This is a genomic window from Streptococcus mitis, from assembly GCF_003942795.1.
Classification (GTDB): domain Bacteria; phylum Bacillota; class Bacilli; order Lactobacillales; family Streptococcaceae; genus Streptococcus; species Streptococcus mitis_BJ.
Genome location: NZ_RJNY01000010.1, coordinates 1 through 24,218 on the forward strand (window position 1 = coordinate 1; position 24,218 = coordinate 24,218).

Below are 24,218 nucleotides of genomic sequence, written 5' to 3' on the forward strand. Positions count from 1 at the left end.
ATTGAAACCAATTCTTGAAATTTATCAAGAACTGGGGTTGAAAGAAGAAAAGGCCAAAGAATTGTACTATAACCTTAGATTGCAACATACACTAGCTGGTGGAGGAAATTTTTCAACTAAAATGAAAACAGACACTCCCCAAAAATACAAGTCGGCTAAAAGTGAATATAAAGAAGCTTACGGGAAAGTTGATGATTTTGATACGTTTTGGGATAGCAAACTAAAGGCCTATTCTAACAATGGAGCGGGTCACGCAGACTTTACCCACCAGTCTATTACGATGGCGACTCACCTTAATCCTAATCAAGTACAGTTATCAGATCTTTATGGTGGTAGAGAGCATGTCAAAGACCTCTCAGGTTGGGAAGGAGACACAACCTTTAACGCTAATGATATGAAGCCAAGCATTGGCGAAGATGACTACAAAGCAGACCTTGATTCAGTCAATCTTATCGGCCGGATGCAGAAGGGACAATCCTATGACCAAGCCATAACTTCTTATTACTCTGACCTTCAAAAAGATTCCTCTCAGAGAGAAAGAGAATTTTTGAAAAATAAGGATTGGAAACACGTCAAAGGTACAATTTATGCAGGAGTAGTGCCCCCGGATATACTGAAAAAGGGTGAAAAATCTATTAAAGAGTATATTGATAAAAACCATTCAGATGTATCAACATTTTTAAATCGCTTAGAGGCTGTGGCAGATTAGGAGGAAAAGTTAATGAAGAAAAACCTCGGTCTAATAGTATTATTCGTGATAATCATATCATCATGTTTCTATTTTTTTACTAGTCAACCTAAAAACATTTTTGATGAAATCTACCAACAAACTGAGAAAACTTATTTAGGAAATAATATTTTTAATCAGTTGAAAGATGTTGAGGTACATAAATATCAAGAGTATGGTAATGATTCTAAATTTTATTCTTATGTACTTTATCAAAAACAGAAAACTCCATATGACTATAAAAATATTGATTTAATATTTCATTTTACAAAAGATACAAATACAGTCTTTGTTTCTTTTGAGAAGGAATTAAGTAATGGGCTAAGAATTTTCATTTTTGGTAGGTATCTTACAAAAGAAAAATTATTTCAAAAAAATGTACAGCTACTCATAAACCAAGATGGAACTGATAAATCTATCGAAGACGAAGCTCAGGTGAAATCCTACCTAGAGCAGTACGGTATCACATCTAAGGATTTGGATTCTTACTACGACGAAATCGTCAATCAAAAAGTCTTAAAAGACTGGTGCTCCATTTATGATAGCAAGTATTCACCGAGCAACTATGGTGAGGTTAAGGTTGAAACTCAGTGGGAGAATTGGTGATAACATGAAGAAAATCCTAGGCTTAGTAGCTTTATTCGTGATAATCGTATCATCTTGTTTTTACTTTTTTGTGCGTCAACCTAAAAATATTTTTGATGAAATCTATCAAGGAACGGAGGAAACTTATCGGTCAAATAATATTTTAAGAAACATAGATGGGTTTAAAATCAGGGCCGGTTGGCCAAGTGATGACCCAAATATATCCTATACTCCCCTTGGAAAGTATAAAACTCTTCCCAAAGGCTATAGTGATATAACCATTAACCTTAATTTTGGAGAAGGTATAAAGGGAGTGTTGATTCTTTTTGAAAGGAAGACTAATTCGAATATTACCCTATGGTATTCGGTGCACTATAATATGCAAAAGAAAGTACTCAAAAAGGAGCTTGCGATTTTTGAAGAGCCAAGGAAACCAGGTCAATTTATTGATGATGAAGAAAAAGTAAGAGAATATTTAAGAAAAAATAATATTTCCAAAGAAGATTTAGACAAAGACTATGATGAAATCATCAACCAGAAAGTTTTAAAGGACTGGTGCTCGATTTATGACAGTAAGTATTCTCCAAGCAACTATGGCGAGGTGAAAGTCGAAACCCAGTGGGAGAATTGGTGACAGGTCATGCAGACTTTACCCATCATTCCATCACTATGGCCACTCATCTTAATCCTAATCAAGTTCAGTTAGCCGATCTCTATGGCGGTAGAGAGCGTGTCAAGGACCTTTCTGGCTGGGAGGGAGATACGACCTTTAATGCAAACGATATGAAGCCAAGTATCGGAGAGGATGACTACAAGGCGGATTTGGACTCGGTCAACCTTATCGGCCGTATGCAAAATGGGCAATCCTATGACCAAGCAATCTCTTCTTACTATGCTGACCTACAAAAAGACTCCTATCAGAGAGAAAGGGAATTCTTAAAAAATAAAGATTGGAAACATGTCAAAGGTACAATCTACGCAGGGGTAGCGCCTGCGGATATACTGAGAAAGGGTGAGGCATCTATTAAAGAATATATTGAGAAAAAATATCCAGATGTATCTACATTTTTAAATCGCTTGGAAGCAGTGGCTGATTAGGAGGAGGATTATGAAAAAAACACTCGGTCTATTAGCGTTATTCGTACTAATTGTATTATCTTGTTTTTACTTTTTTTTCCATCAACCTAAAAATATTTTTGATGAGATTTATCAGGAAACGGCAAAAAATTATTTGGGCTATTATAACTTCAATGACTTAAAAAATGTGACAGTAAAAAATCGAAAGCTTTATGATTCGAATATGAATGAAACGGATAAGTATGAATCAATAATAACATACGATGATTCTTCTCTTGGAAGCGATGCGAAGAATTTGGAACTACGGTTTAATTTTGATGGTAGTAAAGGTATAAATATTTGGTTTGAAAGATATGCTAACTCAGGAGAAAAAATTAACTTTGTTATTCATTACGAATTTAATAAAAAAGTATTAGTTAAAAAAATTCTGATTTATGAAAATAGATCGGAAACTTATATCGAAGATGAGGCCCAAGTGAAATCCTACCTAGAGAAGTACGGTATTACAGCTAAGGACTTAGATTCTTACTACGACGAAATCGTCAATCAGAAAGTCTTAAAATACTGGTGTACCATCTATGACAGCAAGTTCTCGCCAAGTAATTATGGCGATGTCAAGATTGAAACCCAGTGGGAGAATTGGTGACGAGGGTCAGTAGATATTTTGGAAAATATTCTATGAATTGAAGTGGAAATCCCACCTAGAACGAACTAGGTGGGATTCTTTGCCTATAAAATGAGAAATTAGCGAATCTTGCTCTATTTTTTAACGTGTTCCGATAAAAAGGTGTAGGTCATGCTTCCAAAGATGGCTCCAATTCCTAAACCCAAGACTAGTAAAGGGAGCATTTTATCGAACTGGGAGAGATTGTCCCAAAAGGTATTGAGGGGAAGATGCTGAACAAAGAGTTTGTGAAAGGCTGATAAGACAAACAAGCCAATTGGAATACTGATGAATACACCCCAACTACGAACTTTGATTTGACTTTTGCTGTAGCTTTTGTGATGGATTTCGGACGGGTCATCCTTGTCTAAATGTAAGTCGCGAACTGCTAGTCTCGCCCTAGATGAGACGACGAAGATAAGTCCAAAATAGAGGTAGGGCATGGCATCTCGAACCAACTCTATGAAGCGTCCAAATAGGAGATAGAACAAGAAGAGTAGGAGGGAGGAGTATACGATTTGGATCAAGGCACGGGCACAAGCCTTGTAAATCATCTCTTGACGGCATTCATCAAAAGGCCCTTGTATGTGAAAGAATAGTTTGAGTAAGCGAGTGGTGAAATCTTCTTTTTTCATGGGAGTAATCTCCTAAATGAGCGATTTTTGATTGACTTCTTTAAAGAGTTGATAGAGAGTATAGAAGTAAACCAAACTAAAAATGATACAGATTATTAGAAATACCAGGTATCTCCAATCCATAGGATTTGTTAAAAGTTGTGGAAAGGATACGAGGATAAAACAGAGAGATGCGTTTAGAAGATGTATTTTTTTTGATTGGATTTTCTGGAATCTCTGTCCCTTGTTCAATACAGGAAGGAATAAAAGAAAGATAATCAAGAAAGGATGCTCAATATGTCCAGAAAGTAGGAAAAAGGTAACAAAGATACTGATAAAAACATGACTGATCAGTAGTCTAGCTAGTGATTTCATAAGGCACCTCCTAGTCGTCTTCTTGGTCTTTCTTGGCTTTTTGAATGCGAAGAGAGACGATAATTTGTATGGTCAATCCGAAGAAGAAGGTAGCTAGGATAGTTGATACAAAATGTCCTGTATTTAAAAGAGAAGTAAGATAATCCTTGCTATCATCGGTTAGGACATTCAGTAGCGGTATTCCAAAGAACATGCCCATGCCGTAGATCAGACCGGCTTTTAGACCAGGAAAATGTAGCTGTTTGCTTTCTTTCTGACTCAGCATTTCGGGATCAATAGCTGTGATGCCCGTTTTTTTGGTTTGAGAGACCACATAGAGGGCAGCTATCATCGAAATGCCAAACACTACGAGAGGATAGCTGATAGCGACAATTTGCGGGTATTTGTAAGCAAGGACAAAGGGGATGAGGTTGCCAAATATCATCAGATAAAAGAGAACGATAAAGACCTGATTCCCGATACGATCGGCCTCGCGCCGTTTGTGTTCGTCAAGGGGGCCAGAAATGCCGTATGTGCGTTTGATGAGTTTTTCAGTGAGAGTTTCTTTTTTCATTTGTTTGCTCCTTTTTTAAAAATCGTCTTCCCAAAAAAGACTGTTGAGGTCAGTTTGGAGGCTGTGGGCGAGGTTGAGACAGAGCTCCAGGGTTGGATTGTACTTGTCATTTTCAATCATGTTGATGGTCTGTCTCGAGACACCGATATCTTTGGCGAGCTCGAGCTGAGAAATGCCCAGTTCCTTGCGGAATTCTTTAACACGATTCATAGGGTCTCCTTTCTGATGTGTCGCATATATTTGACTATATTATATTCTTTTGGAGATGGTGTGTCAAGTATACACGACATTTTTTTGAGAATTTTTTTCGAAGAAACTTAGCCTTGTCTGACAAGTGCAAGCTGGTCAGATTTGTGGTAAAATAGATAGGATATGACAAAAGAATTTCATCATGTAACGGTCTTGCTTCATGAAACGATTGATATGCTTGACGTAAAATCTGACGGTATCTACGTTGATGCGACTTTGGGCGGAGCAGGCCATAGCGAATATTTATTAAGTAAATTGAGCGAAAAAGGGCATCTCTATGCTTTTGACCAGGATCAGAATGCCATTGACAATGCGCAAAAACGGTTGGCACCCTATATCGAAAAGGGGATGGTAACCTTTATCAAGGATAACTTCCGTCATTTGCAGGCACGTTTGCAGGAGGCTGGTGTCCAGGAAATTGATGGAATTTGTTATGACTTGGGAGTGTCCAGTCCTCAGCTAGATCAGCGTGAACGTGGCTTTTCTTATAAAAAGGATGCGCCACTGGATATGCGGATGAATCAGGAAGCTCGTCTGACGGCCTATGAAGTGGTCAATCATTATGACTATCATGACCTGGTTCGGATCTTTTTCAAGTATGGTGAGGATAAGTTTTCTAAACAGATTGCCCGCAAGATTGAGCAAGCGCGTGAGGTGAAACCAATTGAGACAACGACGGAGTTGGCAGAGATTATCAAGTCGGCCAAGCCTGCCAAGGAGCTCAAGAAAAAGGGGCACCCTGCCAAGCAGATTTTCCAGGCTATCCGAATCGAAGTCAATGATGAGCTGGGCGCTGCAGATGAATCCATCCAGCAGGCCATGGACATGCTGGCTCTAGATGGGAGAATCTCGGTCATTACCTTCCATTCGTTGGAAGACCGCTTGACCAAGCAATTATTCAAAGAAGCTTCAACAGTGGAAGTTCCCAAAGGCTTGCCCTTCATTCCAGATGACCTTAAGCCCAAGATGGAATTGGTATCCCGTAAGCCAATCTTGCCAAGTGCTGAAGAGCTAGAAGCTAACAACCGTTCGTATTCAGCCAAGTTGCGCGTGGCTAGAAAAATTCACAAGTAAGAGGAAAAACATGGCAGAAAGAATCGAAAAAACAAGCCAGTTATTGCAAACGAAGTTTAAAGGTTTTTCACGTGTGGAAAAGGCCTTCTATGTTTCGATTGCTGCAACAATGATTATCCTGGCAGTTAGCGTTGTGTTTATGCAGACCAAGCTATTACAAGTTCAGAATGAATTGACCAAGGTCAATGCTCAAATCGAAGAAAAGAAAACCGAGCTAGACGATGCCAAGCAAGAGGTCAATGAATTGATTCGTTCAGAACGTTTGAAAGAAATTGCAAACTCTAAGAATTTACAGCTGAATAACGAAAATATCCGAGCAACGGAGTAAGAAATGAAACAGTGGAAAGAAAAAATCATCCGTTATGCCGTTCGTAATCGTAAATCTCCAGAAGAAAACCGCAGAAGAGTAGGGAAAAGCCTGAGTTTATTGGCTGTCATACTCTTCGCTGTCTTTTTGGTCAACTTTGCGGTCATTATCGGAACGGGTAAAAAATTTGGTAAGGACTTGGTTCAAGAAGCCAAAAAGGTTCACCAAACAACCAAGACGATTCCAGCCAAGCGGGGGACCATCTACGATCGTAATGGTACGCCTATTGCAGAAGATGCGACATCTTATAATATCTATGCTATTATTGACAAGACCTACAAGTCAGCAACAGGCAAAATTCTCTATGTAGAGGATTCTCAATTTAATAAGGTAGCTGAAATTTTCCATAAGTATTTGGATATGGAGGAGTCCTATGTCAAAGAACAGCTTTCTCAGCCAGATCTAAAACAGGTATCCTTTGGTACCAATGGAAATGGGATTACCTATGCCAATATGATAGCCATTAAAAACGACCTCAAAACTGCTGGTGTCGAGGGAGTTGACTTTACAACCAGCCCTAATCGTAGTTACCCCAATGGTCAGTTTGCTTCTTCCTTTATCGGTTTAGCACAACTCCATGAAAATGAGGATGGCACCAAGAGCTTGATTGGAACATCTGGTTTGGAGAGTTCTTTAAATAGCATTCTCGCAGGTACAGATGGGATTATCACCTATGAGAAGGATCGTCTGGGAAATATTGTTCCGGGTACGGAGCAGGCTTCCCAACACACGGTAGACGGAAAGGATGTGTACACGACCCTTTCTAGTCCTTTGCAATCCTTTATGGAAACTCAGATGGATGCCTTCCAAGAAAAGGTAAAAGGCAAGTATATGACAGCTACCTTAGTTAGCGCTAAGACAGGGGAAATCCTCGCTACAACCCAACGACCGACCTTCAATGCCGATACCAAGGATGGCATCACAAAAGACTTTGTCTGGCGTGATATCCTCTATCAAAGTAACTATGAGCCAGGATCAACTATGAAGGTGATGATGTTGGCCTCAGCTATTGATAACAATACCTTCCCTGGTGGAGAATATTTTAACAGTAGTGAATTGAAAATAGCTGATGCGACCATTCGAGATTGGGACGTCAATGAAGGGTTGACTAGTGGTGGCACCATGACCTTCTCTCAAGGATTTGCCCACTCAAGTAATATCGGAATGACCTTGCTTGAGCAAAAGATGGGAGATGCAACTTGGCTGGACTACCTTAACCGCTTTAAGTTTGGGGTGCCAACTCGTTTTGGTTTGGCAGATGAGTACACAGGTCAATTGCCTGCTGATAACATTGTCAATATCGCCATGAGTTCATTTGGACAAGGGATTTCTGTTACCCAGACCCAGATGCTTCGTGCCTTTACAGCCATTGCCAATGATGGGGTTATGTTGGAGCCGAAATTTATCAGTGCCCTCTATGACCCGAATGACCAGTCTGTCCGTAAGTCTCAAAAGGAAATTGTCGGAAATCCTGTGTCAAAAGCAGCAGCGTCCTCTACTCGGGAGCACATGGTCATGGTCGGAACAGATCCTGTCTACGGTACCATGTACAACCACAGTACAGGAAAACCAAATGTCAATGTTCCAGGTCAGAATGTCGCTCTGAAATCAGGGACTGCTGAGATTGCCGATGAGAAGAATGGGGGCTACCTGACAGGTGAAACCAACAATATCTTCTCTGTTGTGTCGATGCATCCTGCAGAAAATCCTGACTTTATCCTCTATGTGACGGTGCAACAGCCAGAGCATTATTCAGGTGTTCAGCTTGGGGAGTTTGCCAACCCAATCCTTGAGCGAGCTTCTGCTATGAAAGAATCCCTCAATCTTCAGTCAACTGCCAAGAGCTTAGATCAGGTCAGCAAGACGACAAGCTATGCCATGCCAGCTACCAAGGACTTTACCCCAGGTGACCTCGCAGAGGAATTGCGTCGTAACCTTGTCCAACCAATCGTTATCGGAACAGGAACCAAGATCAAGGAACTCTCGGTTTCTGAAGGAGATAATTTGGAAGCCAATCAGCAAATCTTGATCCTGTCAGATAAGGTCGAAGAAATGCCTGATATGTATGGCTGGACAGATGAAAATGTGCAAACATTTGCCAAATGGCTGAATATAGAAGTCGAGTGGGAAGGTAGTGGCAAAACGGTCAAGAAACAAAGTGTCCGTGCCAATACAGCCCTTAAAGACATTAAAAAAATGAAAATAACTTTAGGAGATTAAGATGATTAGTTCCATTAATGCTGGAGTTCTAGCCTTTCTATTGACCTTGATAGGTATTCCAGCCTTTATCCGATTTTATCGAAAAGCACAGATTACAGGACAGCAGATGCACGAGGATGTCAAGCAACACCAAGCTAAAGCTGGGACTCCAACCATGGGAGGTCTTGTCTTCCTGATCGTTGCAGTAGTAGTGAGCTTCCTTATCGCTCTCTTTACCCAACAATTGACTAACAATGTAGGCATGATTTTGTTTATCTTGGTTTTGTATGGTTTGGTAGGTTTTTTGGATGATTTCCTCAAAATTTTCCGTAAGATTAACGAAGGCTTGAATCCTAAGCAAAAACTTGCTCTCCAGCTCCTTGGAGGAGTGATTTTCTACCTCTTTTATGAGCGCGGTGGCGATATGCTTTCAGTCTTTGGTTACCAAGTTCATTTGGGAATTTTCTATATTTTCTTTGCCCTTTTCTGGCTAGTTGGCTTTTCAAATGCGGTGAATCTGACTGACGGGATCGACGGCTTAGCAAGTATTTCCGTAGTGATTAGCCTGTCGGCCTACGGTGTGATTGCTTATATGCAAAATCAACTGGATATTCTTCTTGTGATTCTTGCCATGATTGGTGGTTTGCTAGGCTTCTTCGTCTTTAACCACAAACCTGCCAAGGTCTTTATGGGAGATGTGGGAAGTTTGGCTCTTGGTGGAATGCTGGCAGCAATCTCTATGGCGCTCCACCAAGAATGGACCCTTTTGCTGATTGGGATTATCTATGTTTTTGAGACAAGCTCTGTTATGATGCAGGTTACCTACTTCAAATTTAGTGGTGGAAAGCGTATTTTCCGTATGACACCTGTGCATCATCATTTTGAGCTTGGAGGATTATCAGGCAAAGGCAATCCTTGGAGCGAGTGGAAAGTTGACTTCTTCTTTTGGGGAGTTGGGCTTCTAGCAAGTCTCTTAACCTTAGCCTTTTTATACCTACTGTAAAACTAATTTTTAATTACAAAATAAAACAGGATGAAGGTGATCTTCATCCTGTTTTTGCGTGCTTAAAGGTTAGTTGGAGTCATCCTTTCTTCTTTTTAACATAAAAGTGGCTGTGAGGGCTAGGCTGAGGCCTGCTAAGAAGAGGAGTGGGTTGGACGCTTCTCCTGTCGCTGGAAGTTCTTCTTTAGGAGAATGATTTCCAGCTTTAGCAAGACTCGGACTAGCTGAAAGTTGTTCAGCCTCGTGTGCTAAGGTTTCTGTATCTGAAGCACTTGGTTTTTCCTCTGTGTTAGAGGTTGTTCCAGTAGCTTGATAGACGACAGCATAGGTACTGAAATGACTAGTGATGAATTCTACCTTGCCGTCTCGAACGGTGAAATCAAGGGCTTGCAACTCCTTGGTCGGAGTAATATAGTAGACCTTTTCTACGTTGGCTGAAATAGGCAAGCGAACCAAGACAGAGCCTTTTGGCTGCAAGCTATGATCGGTTAGATTTTTAAGCTGTAGGTCGTAAGCATCATAGGTCTTGCCAAAGAGTTCTTGAGCTAAGACACGTCGGCTAGAAACGTGAGAAATTCCTTCTAAGTCGCTGGCTCCACCGATGATTTCTACTCCAGTCTTCTTATCTTTTAAGACTTGAACTGGATAGTCAGGAAGACTAAGGGTTGGAGCAGCCTGATCTCCACTGGTTCCAATAGGTTCGGTGTATTCAGGTTTTTCAACAATAGGTGGCACTTTTTGCCCTGCAGTCCCGATAGGCTCAGTGTACTCAGTTTTTTCAACAGTAGGAGCTGGTTCCTCTCCCTTGCTTGTAGTTGGTTGCTTCTCATCAACTTTTTTTTCATCCTTTTTAGTAAAGACGGCTACGATAGGGCTGCTTGTGGTATTTCCTTGGATGGTATAAGCTTCAATGGCATTTCCAGCTTTGCGATTGGTTTCTTCAGGAATTGGGATTTGAACTTGATTGTCTTGGATTGATAGCACGGTCTGATCTCCACTTGTAACCAGATGCGTTTTATCCACCTTGCGTAGGACTAAAGGATCTTTGACTCCTGGGAAGGTCACTGCGATGGCTTCCCAATCTCCAGATGGTAGGCTTAAGGAAATGGTTTTGTCATTTTCCTTAAGAGGCGCGATACTTGGGCTATCTAAACCAACAGCTGGAGCTTTGATGATATCAAAGGAGTCTAGAGAGATTTTCTTGCGACCTTCTGGCGAATCTGGGTCCACTTGTAATGTCAGGGTGTGCGAACCGTCAGTAAGATTTGTAAATTCGCCAATAAAGGCTCTCTTTTCGGTTGCACCTGAAGTGTAGAAGTCTAGATTTGGCATTTCTTTGCCATCTAGTGTAACACGTGCTCGTCCAAGGGCAAGACTCTTCAAGCCATAAATACGAATGCCCGTCCCTGTAAAGGAAATGGTTGCCTGAGCTTCTGAAGCTGCACTAGAGTCGCTATTGTTAATATCAGCGTATTTTTCCGTACCACCGTAGAGTTCAGGGTCAGACCAGTCCTTAAACTGGGAACCATACTGGATGCGCAAATCACGATCATCTATTTTTTCAATTGAATTGCCTGTTCCTGCTAGGATCTTGAAATAATCTAATGAAATCTTCGAGCGCTCACTACCACGTCCTTTGTGCTCACGTTTAACACGAAGAGTCAATGTGTGAGGTCCGTCAGATAATCCTGTGAAGCGACCGATGAGACTACCTTTTTCAGTTGCCTCAGCAGTATGGAAGTCAAGCTCTCCGACCTCTTTGCCATCCATTTTAGCAGTGGCAAGACCTAGTTCAGACGATTTCAGTCCATAGATTTCGATACCAACGCCGGTGAAAGGAATGGTAGCAGTGATGTCTTTGTCTGTGTAGTCTCCTTTTGAAAGGTCAGCAAATTTCTCTGTTCCTCCAAATAATTCTGAGTCTGCCCAGTTTCCAAAGGCAGCTCCGTACTGGATACGACTATCTCGGTCGTCCATCAACTCGCTATAGGTTTCGACAGTGGCCTGTTCAGACACTTGTGTGGCAAGCTCGCCCAGCATAGCCTTGACGGTGTAGGTATAGGCGAGTTGCGGATCCAGTGATCGGTCAATAAAGTGGGTTTGATTGGTTACAAATTCTCTGGTTGCAGAAGCTTGGCCAGATTCGTCTTTTACTTGTCTTTGGATGACATAGTGGGTAGCGCCTTCTACTTGGTTAAAGGTGAGTTCGGCGGTGACTCCATTTTGTCGAACTGCTGTCAGACTGGTTATGCGACCAGGGAAGTGTTCAAAGGTAATGACGTCACCTTTTTGTGTTGCTAGTTGGATGCGATTGTTTTTAAGAATCGTTGCTTTGACTGGTTTGCCATTGACCTTAACCTGACTGGCTTCGATGTTTGGATAGTCTACAACCAGGTCTCCGCCGACATTTGACAGGAAGGACAAGCTTTGCAGGTTTTTATCTTTCCACTTCATGCTGACTTCAAAGTTTCCACGGGCAACCAAGCCAGAAACCTGACCGTCCTTCCAAGCGTCAGGAAGGGCTGGCAATGGCGCAATATAGCCAGTATGAGATTGGAGGAGCATTTCTGCCATCCCACTGGTTGCTCCAAAGTTGCCGTCGATTTGGAAAGGCGCGTGCGTATCCCAAAGGTTTTCTAGGGTTGAATACTTAAGCTGTTCAGCGAGTAAGCGATGGGCGCGGTTACCGTCCAGCAAACGAGCCCAGAGGTTGATTTTATTGGCCTTAGACCAACCAGTACCACCATTTCCACGGTGGTTGAGGGTAGCACGCGCAGCCTCTAGATATTCAGCCTGGTCCTTGCTAAAGAGCGTACCTGGGAAGAGACCAACTAGATGGGAAACGTGGCGGTGGTTGTTTTCAATCCCTTCATTTGTGAATTGCGGACTGTCCTCCTCGTACCATTCCTTGATACGGCCCTCTTTGTTGATGTGAAGTGGTTTGAGTTTGTCAAATTTAGCCTTGACCTCTGTGACTAAGTCTTGGTCGACATTCAGATGGTTGGCGACTTCCATGTAGTCGTGGAATAACTGCCAGACTAGCGATTGGTCAAAGGTATTTCCAATGGTGATGGTCCCGTGTTCTGGTGAGTAGGATGGAGAAGACACCCAACGGTCACTGGCCTTGTCATAGTGCAAGAAGGAATTCCAGAACTTAGCGGTTTCCTTCAACATTGGATAAATCTTTTCTTTGAGATAAGTCTCATCCTTGGTGAACTTATAATAGTCATAGACGTTCTGCATCATCCAAGCATTAGCAGCTGGAGACCAACCCCAATAGTAATTCCAACCTGGAGTAGTCCAGCCAAATGGTGTCGCCTGGGTGTGGACCAGCCAACCATTTTCTTGTCCGTCTTTGGATTCGATACCAGCGTATTCTTTAGCAGCGATACGACCATAATAGCGCATGTCGTCAATGTAATTGATCATTGGCTTGGCTGTTTCAGCCAGGTTGCTCATGTAGGCTGGCCAATAGTTCATTTGCAAATTGACGTTGAGGTGGTAGTCAGCGTTCCAAGGTGGATTGTCTACAGCATTCCAGACTCCTTGTAGGTTGGCAGGAAGGGCATCCGTCCGATCACGAGACGAACTGATGAGTAAATAACGTCCGTATTGGAAGAAGAGTTCTTCCAATTTTTGCCCTTTTTCTGGGTTATAGCCTTGAAGGGCCTCTTTAGTCGTTTGAGCAGTCTTGTTTCCGCCTAGGTTTAGTTTAACGCGGTTAAAGAGACTTTGATAGTCCTTGATATGGGCCTTTTTCAGTGTCTCGTAGTCTTTGGCCTTAGCTGCTTCGACAATCCCTTTAACTGTTTTTTCGAGGTCAATGTCTTTTCGATAGTTGGTTTTTGGATTCTGAGCAAAGTTAGTCTTGGCACTGAGATAGAGGGTCGCATAACTTGCGCCTGTAACGGTCAGAGTTTCGTCCTGAACAGTCACCTTTCCGTCCGTTTTAATTCCTAGATAGGATGCAAATTTGAGGCCGTTATCTTTGACAGTTCCCTTTAGAAGGATTCCGTTTGCATCTGTAGTGACATGACCGTTCTTATAGTTGGAATATTCCCAAGAGTAATTGCCATTAGCAAGCAAGTCTTCTGTCAAACTGTTCCAAAGGGTAAAATCAAGTGTCTTGTTTCCTTTTTTGGTCAAGTGGGTCACGGTGACATCATCAGGATAGCTGGAGAAGGTTTCGCGTTTGAAGGTCGTCCCATCTTGGGTGTAAGAAGTGGTCGTAGTGGCTTCGGTGATGTCTAGATTACGATGATAGTCTGTTACAGTATTTAACCCTTTCTTCTGGTTATTAAAGACCATGAAGATATCTCCAAAGGCTAGGTAACGTCCGTACTGGGCATTGTTTGGTCCAACTAGATTTTGTTCAGCTAGTTGTTTCGCTTTTTGGCGGTCACCAGCATCGAGGGCTTTACGTATCTCTGCTAAGACCTTGTAGCGTTCCTTGTAGTTTCCTCCGTTATAGTCGGCGCTATCGGGTTGTGGTCCTCCTGACCAGAGGGTCTTTTCGTTGTACTGGATTCTCTCTTCCCCAATGAGACCGAAAACCTTGGCTCCCATCTCTCCATTTCCGACAGGAAGGGCTTGTTTTTCCCATCCATCATAGGAGGGAGCTGTTGGCTGATCGTAGTTGAGTTGATAGTTTTCTTGCTTTGTCACCGGCTGATCTGCTTTTTCAGGTTCCTTATTTTCTTTAGCTTCTACAATGGCTTCTTCACTAGCTTGACTATTTGTCTTCGGAGTCTCCTCAGCTGGCTTGCTTTCGGAAACTACTGGACTTTCTGCTAGAGATGGTTTTGTAGTTTCAGTAGCTTCAGCTGCTTTGGGTTCACTATCAGGCTTAGTGATAGTTTCGACAGAGGTTGGTTCAGTTTGCTTGACCTCAACACTGTCTGCGGCTACAGTGTGGTTGACTAGAAAAATAGCTCCCAGTAAAACAGAAGCAGTCCCAACCGTCAGCTTGCGGATGCTATAGCGACAGGATTTCTCCCAAAAGTGTTTTTTCATAAAACCCTCCTTTGTGTATTCGAAACCGCTTACATTTTATGAGGCAGTTTCGTTTATTTTGTTTCTATTTATCTCCTCACTTCCCATTCTAATGGTCGCCTAGCATTTGTCAATAGCTTTTTAGCAAGAGACATATTTGAGATTGCTTTTTCTTAAAATAGTAGAATAAGTAGCAAGCAGTCACTCTTTTCCAACTCTCAACTCCTTTATTTACTACTAAAAAACAGTTGAGAGTATTCCCAACTGTAGGTGTTTATTTCGGATGTCTTTTGGCAAAGTCAACAAAGTGAAATTTTTCTAATTTATGGCGACTTTCGGTGAACTGAAACTGGCGCCCGTCTTGGAGATAGACTTTTGACTTGATTGAAACAACATAAGGGTCTTTGCCAATGTCCATGAGAATCTTGTCTCGGTCACCCGTGTGGTCAATAGTAATTTCTTTCTGAGCATAATCAATATGGAGTTTGAGGTCGTCCTCTATATACGAGTAGATAGACTGCTCAGCAATTTGCCGAGTGAGATTTGGGATTAGTTCCATATCCAGATAGTCCGTATCCAGAACCGATACCAGGTCATCCACCACACGCTGGCGGACTACCTTCCACACCATCCGAAACTCTGGAAAGCCGGTTATCAGTGAGGATTTTTTATCGATAATGATCTTATCCAGACTGACCACATTGGTTTTAGAGCGAAGTCCAAGTTCTTGAACCAGTTCTTGGTAGCTAGTTAGGTTAGAGACAGGGAAATTGACCGTTTCTTCTTTGACGACTTGAGAACCTTGCCCCCTTATCTTTTTGATTAATCCTTCTTCTTGGAGGAGGGACAGAGCTTTTCGAACGGTGTCACGGCTCACCTGATACTGATTCATGAGTTCGTACTCGCTGGGGAGGAAATCTCCGACAGCGTAAGTCTCGTTTTGAATGGTTTTTTGGATTTGCTTAAATAATTGTTGGTATTTCTTCATCTTGCTTCCTTAAATAGGTTTTGAATTTTATTCTATACAAACTTGTATCTATTTTACCNTACAAGTGCTAGAAAATGTACAAAAATATCCTCTTTTTACAACGAACAAGTTGCCTACAAGTTTGGTATCGTTTACAATAGTCTTATCAAATAAAACTTGCTTTGACAAGTATAAGGAGAATCAAATGGGAAAATTTGAACAAGAAGCCAAAGATCTGCTTCAAGCGATCGGAGGCAAGGAGAATGTCACTGCTGTCACCCACTGTGCGACGCGGATGCGCTTTGTTCTCGGAGACGAAAAGAAGGCCAATGTCAAGGCTATTGAGTCGATTCCAGCTGTCAAAGGGACCTTTACCAATGCAGGTCAATTTCAGGTGATTATTGGGAATGACGTGCCGATTTTTTATAATGATTTTACAGCTGTTTCAGGCATTGAGGGTGTTTCTAAAGAAGCAGCCAAGTCTGCAGCTAAGAGTAATCAAAACCTGGTCCAACGTGTCATGACCACTCTAGCAGAAATCTTTACACCGATTATTCCAGCCTTGATAGTTGGAGGACTGATCCTCGGTTTCCGTAATGTCTTGGAAGGTGTGCATTGGTCAATGTTGGATGGTAAGACCATCACAGAATCCTCTCAGTTTTGGTCAGGGGTTAATCACTTCCTCTGGTTGCCTGGCGAAGCGATCTTCCAGTTCTTGCCAGTAGGAATTACCTGGTCTGTTTCTCGTAAGATGGGAACCAGCCAAATCTTGGGAATTGTTCTCGGGATCTGTTTGGTTTCACCTCAGTTGCTCAATGCCTATGCAGTAGCGTCTACTTCAACAGAAGAAATCGCAGCCAACTGGGTATGGAATTTTGGTTACTTTACGGTTAATCGTATTGGTTACCAGGCTCAAGTTATCCCAGCCTTGCTTGCAGGTTTGAGTCTGTCTTATCTAGAAATCTTCTGGCGCAAGCATATTCCAGAAGTCATTTCCATGATTTTTGTACCCTTCTTATCCTTGATTCCAGCCTTAATTTTGGCTCACACTGTTTTGGGACCAATCGGTTGGACAATTGGTCAAGGACTTTCAGCAGTTGTCTTGGCAGGTTTGACGGGTCCAGTTAAATGGCTCTTCGGTGCGATTTTTGGTGCCCTCTACGCTCCATTTGTCATCACTGGTTTGCATCATATGACCAATGCCATCGATACACAATTGATTGCGGATGCCGGCGGAACTGCCCTCTGGCCAATGATTGCTCTTTCTAATATTGCCCAAGGTTCAGCCGTATTTGCCTATTATTTCATGCATCGTCATGATGAGCGTGAGGCTCAGATTTCACTTCCTGCAACCATTTCAGCCTATCTCGGTGTTACAGAACCAGCCCTCTTTGGGGTCAATGTCAAATACATCTATCCATTTGTAGCTGGAATGATTGGTTCAGCCCTTGCAGGCATGTTGTCCGTTACTTTCAATGTAACGGCGGCTTCTATTGGTATCGGTGGTTTACCAGGTATCCTTTCTATTCAACCTCAATACATGCTGCCATTTGCAGGAACCATGCTAGTTGCTATTGTTGTACCAATGCTCTTGACTTTCTTCTTCCGTAAGGCAGGTCTCTTTACAAAAACAGAGGACGATGCAACCTTGCAGGAAGAATTCGTTGCCCAAGAAGAGGCAGAATTTGTCAGTCATGAACCAGTAACCTTCGCTCCAGTAGAAATTGTCAGCCCTCTTGCTGGTCAAGTGAAAGAATTGAGTCAAGCAACAGATCCTGTTTTTGCATCAGGTGTTATGGGGCAAGGTCTAGTCATTGAGCCAAGCCAAGGTGAGTTGATTTCTCCAGTCAATGGGACAGTGACAGTTCTTTTCCCTACCAAGCATGCCATCGGTATTGTCTCTGATGAGGGGGTGGAATTGCTCATCCACATCGGTATGGATACAGTCGATCTTGATGGCAAAGGGTTTGAAAGTCTTGTAACCCAAGGAGACCACGTCACAGTTGGTCAGAAACTGATTCGTTTTGATATAGATGTCATTAAGGCTGCAGGTCTCGTGACAGAAACTCCAGTTATCATCACGAACCAGGATGCTTATGCAGCGACTATCACTGGAACTTATCCAACAACTATCCAAGCTGGGGCAGCTCTCATGGTCGCTACACGAATCTAATCGAAATAACACAAATAGGGAAGGAACATCAGTTCCTCCCTTTTATCAGAAAAGGAGAAACAGATGACACTTGATAAAGGAAAAGTAGTCTATCAAATCTATCCAAAATCATACAAAGACACCACTGGAAATGGTATTGGGGATTTCCGTGGGATTATCGAAAAAATTCCCTATCTAGCCAAACTGGGCGTGGATATGGTCTGGCTCAATCCGTTCTATCCAAGCCCTCAACGGGATAATGGTTACGATATTTCAGATTATATGGCAGTGGATCCTCTTTTTGGTAATATGGCTGATTTTGAGGAGATGGTGCGTGTCGGTAAGGAGCACAAGATTGACTTTATGTTAGATATGGTGCTCAATCATTGTTCGACAGAACACGAATGGTTTCAGAAAGCCCTAGCTGGCGACCAGTACTACCAAGACTTTTTCTTCATCCAAGACCAACCGACAGACTGGCAGTCTAAGTTTGGTGGCTCTGCTTGGGCGCCTTTCGGGGATACGGGGAAATATTACCTCCACCTCTTTGATGAGACCCAAGCTGACCTTAACTGGCGCAATCCCAATGTCCGCAAGGAGCTTTTCAAGGTTGTTAATTTCTGGCGAGACAAGGGAGTCAAAGGTTTCCGATTTGATGTGATCAATTTGATCGGTAAGGATGAGGTCTTGGTGGACTGTCCTGAAAATGAAGGGAAGCCAGCTTACACAGACAAGCCCATCGTTCATGACTATTTGCGCATGATGAACCAAGCCACTTTTGGATCAGATGATAGTTTTATGACAGTTGGGGAAATGTCTTCAACCACCATGGAAAACTGTGTCCTCTATTCGTCACCTGACCGTCAAGAATTATCCATGACCTTTAATTTCCATCATCTCAAGGTGGACTACAAGGATGGGCAGAAGTGGACTTTAGCTCCCTTTGATTTCGAAGAGTTGAAAAGTCTTTACCATAGCTGGGGCAAGGAAATGAGTGACAAAAACGGCTGGAGCGCCCTCTTTTGGAACAATCACGACCAACCACGAGCCTTAAATCGTTTTGTCGATATTCAACATTTCCGCAAGGAAGGGGCGACTATGCTGGCTGCCAGCATTCACCTGTCACGTGGGACACCTTATATCTACATGGGTGAGGAAATTGGCATGGTTGACCCAGGCTATGATTCCATGGCTGACTATGTGGATGTCGAGTCTATCAATGCTTATCAGACGCTCTTAAAAGAAGGGAAAAGTGAGCAAGAAGCCTTCCAGATTATTCAGGCTAAGTCACGAGATAATTCACGCATTCCCATGCAGTGGGATGCCTCAGAAAATGCAGGATTTTCAACAGGCACTCCATGGCTGAAGGCAGGAAAATCCTACCCTCACATCAACGTAGAAAATGAAATCAAAGGCCCAATTTTCGCCTTCTACCAAAACTTGATTCGACTTCGTAAAGAAATGCCAATCATTTCAGAAGGAAACTACAAACCAGCTTTTGAAGACAGTAAGCAAGTCTATGCCTTTGAACGACAGTATGAGAATGAAAAGTTACTGGTCCTCAATAACTTTTATGCCACAGAAGTAGAAATTGACCTGCCAGTAGCCTACCAAAATGGACAGATTCTGATTTCAAACTATGAAGATGTAGAAGTGTCTGAAAAAATTCTGCTCAAACCTTATCAAACACTGGCTATTTATGTAAAATAGTACTCTTCACTCTTCGAAAATCTCTTCAAACCGCGTCAGCTCTATCAGCAACCTCAAAACAGTGTTTTGAGCAACCTGCGGTTAGCTTCCTAGTTTGCTCTTTGATTTTTATTGAGCATAAACGCAGCAAGGAGCTCTCTTTCATTGAAATGCAGGGCTCCTTTTTTGTCGTCTATTGCCCTTTTTGAAAGCGTAAAACAAACTAGTCAGGAAAGTCACTTTATGGTATAATATAGAAGACTCAAAAAGAAACAGGAGAAAAAGAATGGATTTACTTTTAGCAATTATCTTGATTGTGTTAGCTTTTCTAGGAGGAGCTCTAGGAGGGATGTACTTGGTTCGTAAGCAAATCGAAAAAGAATTTGCGGACAACCCACGTTTGAACGCTGAGGCGGTTCGTGCTCTCTTGAGTGCAAATGGTCAAAAGCCAAGCGAAGCCAAGGTACAACAAGTTTACCACCAAATTATCCGCCAACAAAAAGCAGCCCTTGCTAACAATAAAAAGAAATAAATAGGAAAAGTCTGGGATGAAAGTTCCAGACTTCTCACTATGTTCAATAGTTCTCAAGGATAAGACTTTTTCCTTGCATTCTATTGATATTTGATTATGATTAAAAGAGAGGCAGTTGCCATTCTATCAAGCTGTCTATCCCTTCATTTAGGACGAGTAATTATGATGAACTATCAATCAGAAAAAAGACTAGAAAGAAGACTGTATGGATAATCGACCAATTGGTTTTTTGGATTCGGGTGTCGGGGGCTTGACCGTTGTTCGTGAGCTCATGCGCCAGCTTCCCCATGAAGAAATCGTCTATATTGGAGATTCGGCGCGGGCGCCCTATGGTCCCCGTCCTGCTGAGCAAATTCGTGAATATACTTGGCAGTTGGTCAACTTTCTCTTGACCAAGGATGTCAAGATGATTGTCATTGCTTGCAACACTGCGACTGCGGTCGTCTGGGAAGAAATCAAGGCCCAGCTAGATATTCCTGTCTTGGGCGTGATTTTGCCAGGAGCTTCGGCAGCCATCAAGTCCAGTCAAGGTGGGAAAATCGGAGTCATTGGAACACCCATGACGGTCCAATCAGACATCTACCGTCAGAAAATCCATGATCTGGATCCGGAATTACAGGTGGAGAGTTTGGCCTGTCCCAAGTTTGCCCCCTTGGTGGAGTCTGGTGCCCTGTCAACCAGTGTAACCAAGAAAGTGGTCTATGAAACCCTGCGCCCCTTGGTTGGAAAGGTGGATAGCCTGATTTTGGGTTGTACCCATTACCCACTCCTTCGCCCCATCATCCAAAATGTAATGGGACCAAAGGTTCAGCTCATCGATAGTGGGGCAGAGTGTGTACGGGATATCTCGGTTTTGCTGAACTATTTTGAAATCAATCGTAGCCGAGATGCGGGACCTCTTCAACATCGTTTTTACACAACAGCCAATAGCCAAAGTTTTGCCCAGATTGGAGCAGAATGGCTGGAAAAAGAGATTCATGTGGAGCATGTAACTTTATGACAAACAAAATTTATGAATACAAGGATAACCAGGACTGGTATGTCGGTGTCTGGGATGCCTATGGAGGCATCTATAGCCTTATCAAAGATCCTCTCGAGCTTGATTTTATGGATTTAGCGCGAATTTTTCGTGACGAGGAAAATGGCTTTCCGATTACGATAACGGTGATGCGCTGGTCTTCTAACTTTCGCCTGCTCTCCTTTATCGTTGAGATTTTAAATGCCGAAGCAGGTCGCAATCTAGAAGTCATCCAACGTCAGGGAGCTCTGCTCTTGGTTGAAAATGGGAAGCTTTTGCATGTCGAATTGCCTAAAGAAGGAGTCGATGTAGAAGCCTTCTTTGAAACTAGCAAGGTTAGAGAAACTCTGCTCATTGCGACTCGTAACGAGGGCAAGACCAAGGAATTTCGAGCTATCTTTGACAAACTAGGCTATGATGTGGAAAATCTCAATGACTATCCAGACCTGCCTGAAGTAGCTGAAACAGGAATGACCTTTGAAGAAAATGCCCGCCTTAAGGCAGAAACCATTTCCCAATTAACAGGAAAGATGGTTTTGGCAGATGATTCTGGTCTCAAAGTCGATGTCCTTGGCGGCTTGCCAGGAGTCTGGTCAGCGCGATTCGCTGGTGTAGGAGCAACTGACCGTGAAAACAACGCCAAACTCTTGCACGAATTGGCCATGGTTTTTGAGCTAAAGGACCGTTCAGCCCAATTCCATACAACCTTAGTTGTAGCCAGTCCAAATAAGGAAAGCTTGGTTGTTGAAGCTGACTGGCCAGGTTATATTAACTTTGAACCCAAGGGCGAAAATGGCTTTGGATATGATCCCCTTTTCCTTGTGAGAGAGACAGGCAAGTCAGCAGCTGAATTAACCCTTGAAGAAAAAAATAGCCAATCCCACCGTGCCTTAGCCGTTAAGAAACTTTTGGAGGTATTTCCATCATGGCAAAGCAAACCATCATTGTAATGAGTGACTCTCATGGCGATAGCTTGATTGTGGAAGAAATTCGTGACCGCTATCTAGGTAAAGTTGATGCCATTTTTCACGATGGTGACTCTGAACTCCGTCCAGACTCTCCGCTTTGGGAGGGCATCCATGTCGTCAAAGGCAACATGGACTTTTATGCTGGCTACCCAGAACGTTTGGTGACTCAACTTGGTCCGACCAAAATCATCCAGACCCATGGACACTTGTTTGATATCAATTTCAACTTTCAAAAGTTGGACTACTGGGCTCAGGAAGAAGATGCCGATATCTGTCTCTATGGTCACTTGCATGTGCCAAATGCTTGGATGGAAGGCAAAACACTCTTTTTAAATCCAGGCTCCATCAGCCAACCACGAGGGACTATCAGAGAATGTCTCTATGCTCGAGTGGAGATTGATGACAGCTATTTTAAAGTAGACTTTTTGACACGTGACCATGAGGTTTATCCAGGCTTATCCAAGGAGTTTGCTCGATGATTGCCAAGGAATTTGAAGCATTTTTATTGGAGCAGGAAGAGACTTTCCTTACCCCTGCTGAGAATCTAGCAGCCTTGATCGATACCCATAACGCTGACCATGCGATTTTAGTGTTGAGTCAAATTACCTATACCCGTATCCCTGTTGTGACCTTTGACAAACGCTTTGTCGGAACCATTGGTCTGAGAGATATTTTGGCTTATCAAATGGAGCAAGGTTTGTCGGATGAGCAGATGGCAAAGACAGACATCGTCAATATGACCAAGACGGATGTGGCAGTTGTCGCTCCAGACTATAACATCACAGAGGTCCTCCATAAACTGGTAGATGAACCCTTCTTGCCAGTGGTAGATGACGAAGGGATTTTTCAAGGAATTATCACGCGCAAATCTATCCTCAAGGCCGTCAATGCCCTCTTGCATGACTTTAGTAAGGAATATGAGATTCGATGCAAATGAGAGATAGGATTTCAGCCTTTTTAGAGGAAAAACAGGGTTTGTCTGCCAATTCAAAGCAGTCCTATAAGTATGATTTGGAGCAATTTTTAGACATTGTGGGGGAGCGGATTTCTGAGACCAGTCTCAAGATTTACCAAGCCCAGCTAGCCAATCTAAAAATCAGTGCCCAGAAGCGAAAACTTTCGGCCTGTAACCAATTTCTCTACTTTCTCTATCGAAAAGGAGAAGTAGACAGCTTTTACCGTCTGGAATTAGCTAAACAAGCTGAAAAGAAGACTGAAAAGCCAGAGATTCTAGACCTAGATTCTTTTTGGCAGGAAAGTAATTATCCAGAAGGACGCTTGCTGGCGCTTCTTATCTTGGAAATAGGACTCCTGCCTAGTGAAATTTTAGCTCTTAAGGTTTCGGATATCAATCTGGATTTTCAGGTGTTGAGAATCAACAAGACTTCCCAACAGAGGATTGTAGCCATTCCTACGCCCTTGATTCCAGAATTGGAACTCTTGATGGGGCAGACCTATCTCTTTGAAAGGGGAGGGAAAGCCTATTCTCGTCAGTGGGCATTTCGTCAGCTAGAGTCCTTTGTCAATGAGAAAGGTTTCCCAACCTTATCCGCTCAAGCTTTGCGGGAACAGTTCATTCTAAGACAAATAGAAAACAAGGTCGATTTGTACGAAATTGCAAAAAAATTAGGATTAAAAACAGTCCTGACCTTAGAAAAATATAGATAATGGATATTAAATTAAAAGATTTTGAAGGGCCGCTGGACTTACTCTTGCACCTGGTTTCTAAGTACCAGATGGATATCTACGATGTGCCCATTACAGAAGTTATCGAACAGTATCTAGCCTATGTCTCAACTCTGCAGGCCATGCGTCTGGAAGTAACGGGCGAGTATATGGTTATGGCCAGTCAGCTGATGCTGATCAAGAGCCGCAAGCTCTTGCCAAAAGTAGCAGAAGTGACAGACTTGGAGGATGACCTGGAGCAGGACCTTCTCTCCCAAATCGAAGAATACCGCAAGTTCAAGCTCTTGGGTGAGCACTTGGAGGCTAAGCACCAAGATCGGGCTCAGTACTACTCCAAAGCGCCAACAGAGTTGATTTACGAGGATGCAGAACTTGTACATGACAAGACGACCATTGACCTCTTTTTGGCTTTTTCAAATATCCTAGCCAAGAAAAAAGAGGAGTTCGCTCAGAACCACACGACCATCCTGCGCGATGAGTATAAGATTGAGGACATGATGGCCATCGTAAAAGAGTCCTTGACTGGACGAGACCAGTTGCGTTTGCAGGATTTGTTTAAGGAAGCCCAGAATGTTCAAGAGGTTATTACCCTCTTTTTGGCAACCCTAGAGTTAATCAAAACTCAGGAATTAATCCTCGTGCAAGAGGAGAGTTTCGGAGATATCTATCTTATGGAAAAGAAGGAAGAAAATCAAGAGGCACAAAGCTAGACTTGATAGAGAGGAAA

General features: G+C 42.7%; 23 protein-coding genes and 1 pseudogene. 18 read left to right on the forward strand and 6 right to left on the reverse strand.

Annotated features, from left to right (window positions below; all coding sequences use genetic code 11):
• From D8847_RS05580 to D8847_RS05600, 5 genes and pseudogenes are all read left to right on the forward strand, one after another.
• Positions 1–709: pseudogene (locus D8847_RS05580) on the forward strand (hypothetical protein); the annotation flags it as partial.
• Positions 710–721: 12 nt separating this feature from the next.
• Complete coding sequence (locus D8847_RS05585; protein WP_125840909.1) at positions 722–1,333, forward strand: TipC family immunity protein; 612 nt, start codon at positions 722–724, stop codon at positions 1,331–1,333.
• A gap of 4 nt (positions 1,334–1,337) precedes the next feature.
• Complete coding sequence (locus D8847_RS05590) at positions 1,338–1,946, forward strand: TipC family immunity protein (RefSeq protein WP_125840910.1); 609 nt, start codon at positions 1,338–1,340, stop codon at positions 1,944–1,946.
• Entirely contained in the window at positions 1,943–2,410 is a 468-nt protein-coding gene (locus D8847_RS05595) for a hypothetical protein (protein WP_125840966.1), read from the forward strand. Before D8847_RS05590 ends, D8847_RS05595 begins: the two co-directional genes overlap by 4 nt.
• A 10-nt stretch (positions 2,411–2,420) precedes the next feature.
• Entirely contained in the window at positions 2,421–3,035 is a 615-nt protein-coding gene (locus D8847_RS05600; RefSeq protein WP_125840911.1) for a TipC family immunity protein, read from the forward strand.
• 113 nt (positions 3,036–3,148) lie between these two features.
• Here D8847_RS05600 and D8847_RS05605 read toward each other — a convergent pair whose 3' ends face one another.
• From D8847_RS05605 to D8847_RS05620, 4 genes are read right to left on the reverse strand one after another with little or no spacing between them, the layout of a single operon-like run.
• Complete coding sequence (locus D8847_RS05605; protein ID WP_125840912.1) at positions 3,149–3,688, reverse strand: DUF3278 domain-containing protein; 540 nt, start codon at positions 3,686–3,688, stop codon at positions 3,149–3,151.
• Between the two features lie 12 nt (positions 3,689–3,700).
• Positions 3,701–4,042: a hypothetical protein gene (locus D8847_RS05610; protein ID WP_070697437.1), complete on the reverse strand. Its 342-nt coding sequence runs from the start codon at positions 4,040–4,042 to the stop codon at positions 3,701–3,703.
• A gap of 10 nt (positions 4,043–4,052) precedes the next feature.
• The gene (locus tag D8847_RS05615; protein ID WP_125840913.1) at positions 4,053–4,595 is read right to left on the reverse strand and encodes a DUF3278 domain-containing protein; all 543 of its coding nucleotides are present in this window, start codon (positions 4,593–4,595) and stop codon (positions 4,053–4,055) included.
• A 15-nt stretch (positions 4,596–4,610) separates the two neighbouring features.
• Complete coding sequence (locus D8847_RS05620; protein ID WP_070567830.1) at positions 4,611–4,805, reverse strand: helix-turn-helix transcriptional regulator; 195 nt, start codon at positions 4,803–4,805, stop codon at positions 4,611–4,613.
• A 162-nt stretch (positions 4,806–4,967) separates the two neighbouring features.
• Here D8847_RS05620 and rsmH point away from each other — a divergent pair, with 162 nt between their 5' ends.
• The 4 genes from rsmH to mraY are packed head-to-tail and all read left to right on the forward strand — an operon-like array spanning position 4,968 to position 9,487.
• Positions 4,968–5,918 carry a 16S rRNA (cytosine(1402)-N(4))-methyltransferase RsmH gene (gene rsmH, locus D8847_RS05625; protein WP_125840914.1) on the forward strand — a complete coding sequence of 317 codons (951 nt, stop codon included), beginning with the start codon at positions 4,968–4,970 and terminating at the stop codon, positions 5,916–5,918.
• A 10-nt stretch (positions 5,919–5,928) separates the two neighbouring features.
• Positions 5,929–6,246 (forward strand): cell division protein FtsL, encoded by a 318-nt coding sequence (ftsL, locus tag D8847_RS05630; protein ID WP_000840799.1) that lies wholly within the window; start codon positions 5,929–5,931, stop codon positions 6,244–6,246.
• Positions 6,247–6,249: 3 nt separating this feature from the next.
• Positions 6,250–8,505: a penicillin-binding protein PBP2X gene (pbp2X, locus tag D8847_RS05635; protein ID WP_125840915.1), complete on the forward strand. Its 2,256-nt coding sequence runs from the start codon at positions 6,250–6,252 to the stop codon at positions 8,503–8,505.
• 1 nt (position 8,506) lies between these two features.
• Positions 8,507–9,487: a phospho-N-acetylmuramoyl-pentapeptide-transferase gene (gene mraY / locus D8847_RS05640; protein ID WP_125840916.1), complete on the forward strand. Its 981-nt coding sequence runs from the start codon at positions 8,507–8,509 to the stop codon at positions 9,485–9,487.
• A 69-nt stretch (positions 9,488–9,556) separates the two neighbouring features.
• Here the strand turns inward: mraY and D8847_RS05645 are convergent, their stop codons facing one another.
• Both D8847_RS05645 and treR read right to left on the reverse strand, forming a co-directional pair.
• Positions 9,557–14,500: an SIALI-17 repeat-containing surface protein gene (locus D8847_RS05645; RefSeq protein WP_125840917.1), complete on the reverse strand. Its 4,944-nt coding sequence runs from the start codon at positions 14,498–14,500 to the stop codon at positions 9,557–9,559.
• A gap of 253 nt (positions 14,501–14,753) precedes the next feature.
• Positions 14,754–15,467: a trehalose operon repressor gene (gene treR, locus D8847_RS05650; protein WP_084868933.1), complete on the reverse strand. Its 714-nt coding sequence runs from the start codon at positions 15,465–15,467 to the stop codon at positions 14,754–14,756.
• A gap of 184 nt (positions 15,468–15,651) precedes the next feature.
• Here treR and treP point away from each other — a divergent pair, with 184 nt between their 5' ends.
• The 9 genes from treP to D8847_RS05700 all read left to right on the forward strand — a co-directional run bounded on the left by treP (position 15,652) and on the right by D8847_RS05700 (position 24,201).
• Positions 15,652–17,619, forward strand: a complete 1,968-nt coding sequence (gene treP / locus D8847_RS05655; RefSeq protein ID WP_185757930.1) for a PTS system trehalose-specific EIIBC component — start codon at positions 15,652–15,654, stop codon at positions 17,617–17,619.
• A gap of 63 nt (positions 17,620–17,682) precedes the next feature.
• A complete protein-coding gene (gene treC, locus D8847_RS05660; RefSeq protein WP_125840919.1) occupies positions 17,683–19,308 on the forward strand; it encodes an alpha,alpha-phosphotrehalase in 1,626 nt (541 codons plus the stop codon).
• 265 nt (positions 19,309–19,573) lie between these two features.
• Positions 19,574–19,819 carry a YneF family protein gene (locus tag D8847_RS05670; RefSeq protein ID WP_000364980.1) on the forward strand — a complete coding sequence of 82 codons (246 nt, stop codon included), beginning with the start codon at positions 19,574–19,576 and terminating at the stop codon, positions 19,817–19,819.
• A 205-nt stretch (positions 19,820–20,024) separates the two neighbouring features.
• On the forward strand, positions 20,025–20,819 hold the full coding sequence (gene racE, locus D8847_RS05675; RefSeq protein ID WP_125840920.1) for a glutamate racemase: 795 nt from the start codon (positions 20,025–20,027) through the stop codon (positions 20,817–20,819).
• Complete coding sequence (locus tag D8847_RS05680) at positions 20,816–21,787, forward strand: nucleoside-triphosphate diphosphatase (protein WP_125840921.1); 972 nt, start codon at positions 20,816–20,818, stop codon at positions 21,785–21,787. The genes racE and D8847_RS05680 overlap by 4 nt, the downstream gene beginning before the upstream one ends.
• Positions 21,763–22,284 (forward strand): metallophosphoesterase, encoded by a 522-nt coding sequence (locus D8847_RS05685; RefSeq protein ID WP_001118939.1) that lies wholly within the window; start codon positions 21,763–21,765, stop codon positions 22,282–22,284. Before D8847_RS05680 ends, D8847_RS05685 begins: the two co-directional genes overlap by 25 nt.
• Positions 22,281–22,742, forward strand: coding sequence for a cyclic-di-AMP-binding protein CbpB (cbpB, locus tag D8847_RS05690; RefSeq protein ID WP_125840922.1), 462 nt, complete (start codon positions 22,281–22,283; stop codon positions 22,740–22,742). Before D8847_RS05685 ends, cbpB begins: the two co-directional genes overlap by 4 nt.
• Positions 22,739–23,473, forward strand: a complete 735-nt coding sequence (xerD, locus tag D8847_RS05695) for a site-specific tyrosine recombinase XerD (RefSeq protein ID WP_312023093.1) — start codon at positions 22,739–22,741, stop codon at positions 23,471–23,473. The genes cbpB and xerD overlap by 4 nt, the downstream gene beginning before the upstream one ends.
• Positions 23,473–24,201, forward strand: a complete 729-nt coding sequence (locus D8847_RS05700) for a segregation/condensation protein A (RefSeq protein ID WP_125840924.1) — start codon at positions 23,473–23,475, stop codon at positions 24,199–24,201. Before xerD ends, D8847_RS05700 begins: the two co-directional genes overlap by 1 nt.
• The last annotated feature ends 17 nt before the right edge of the window (positions 24,202–24,218 follow it).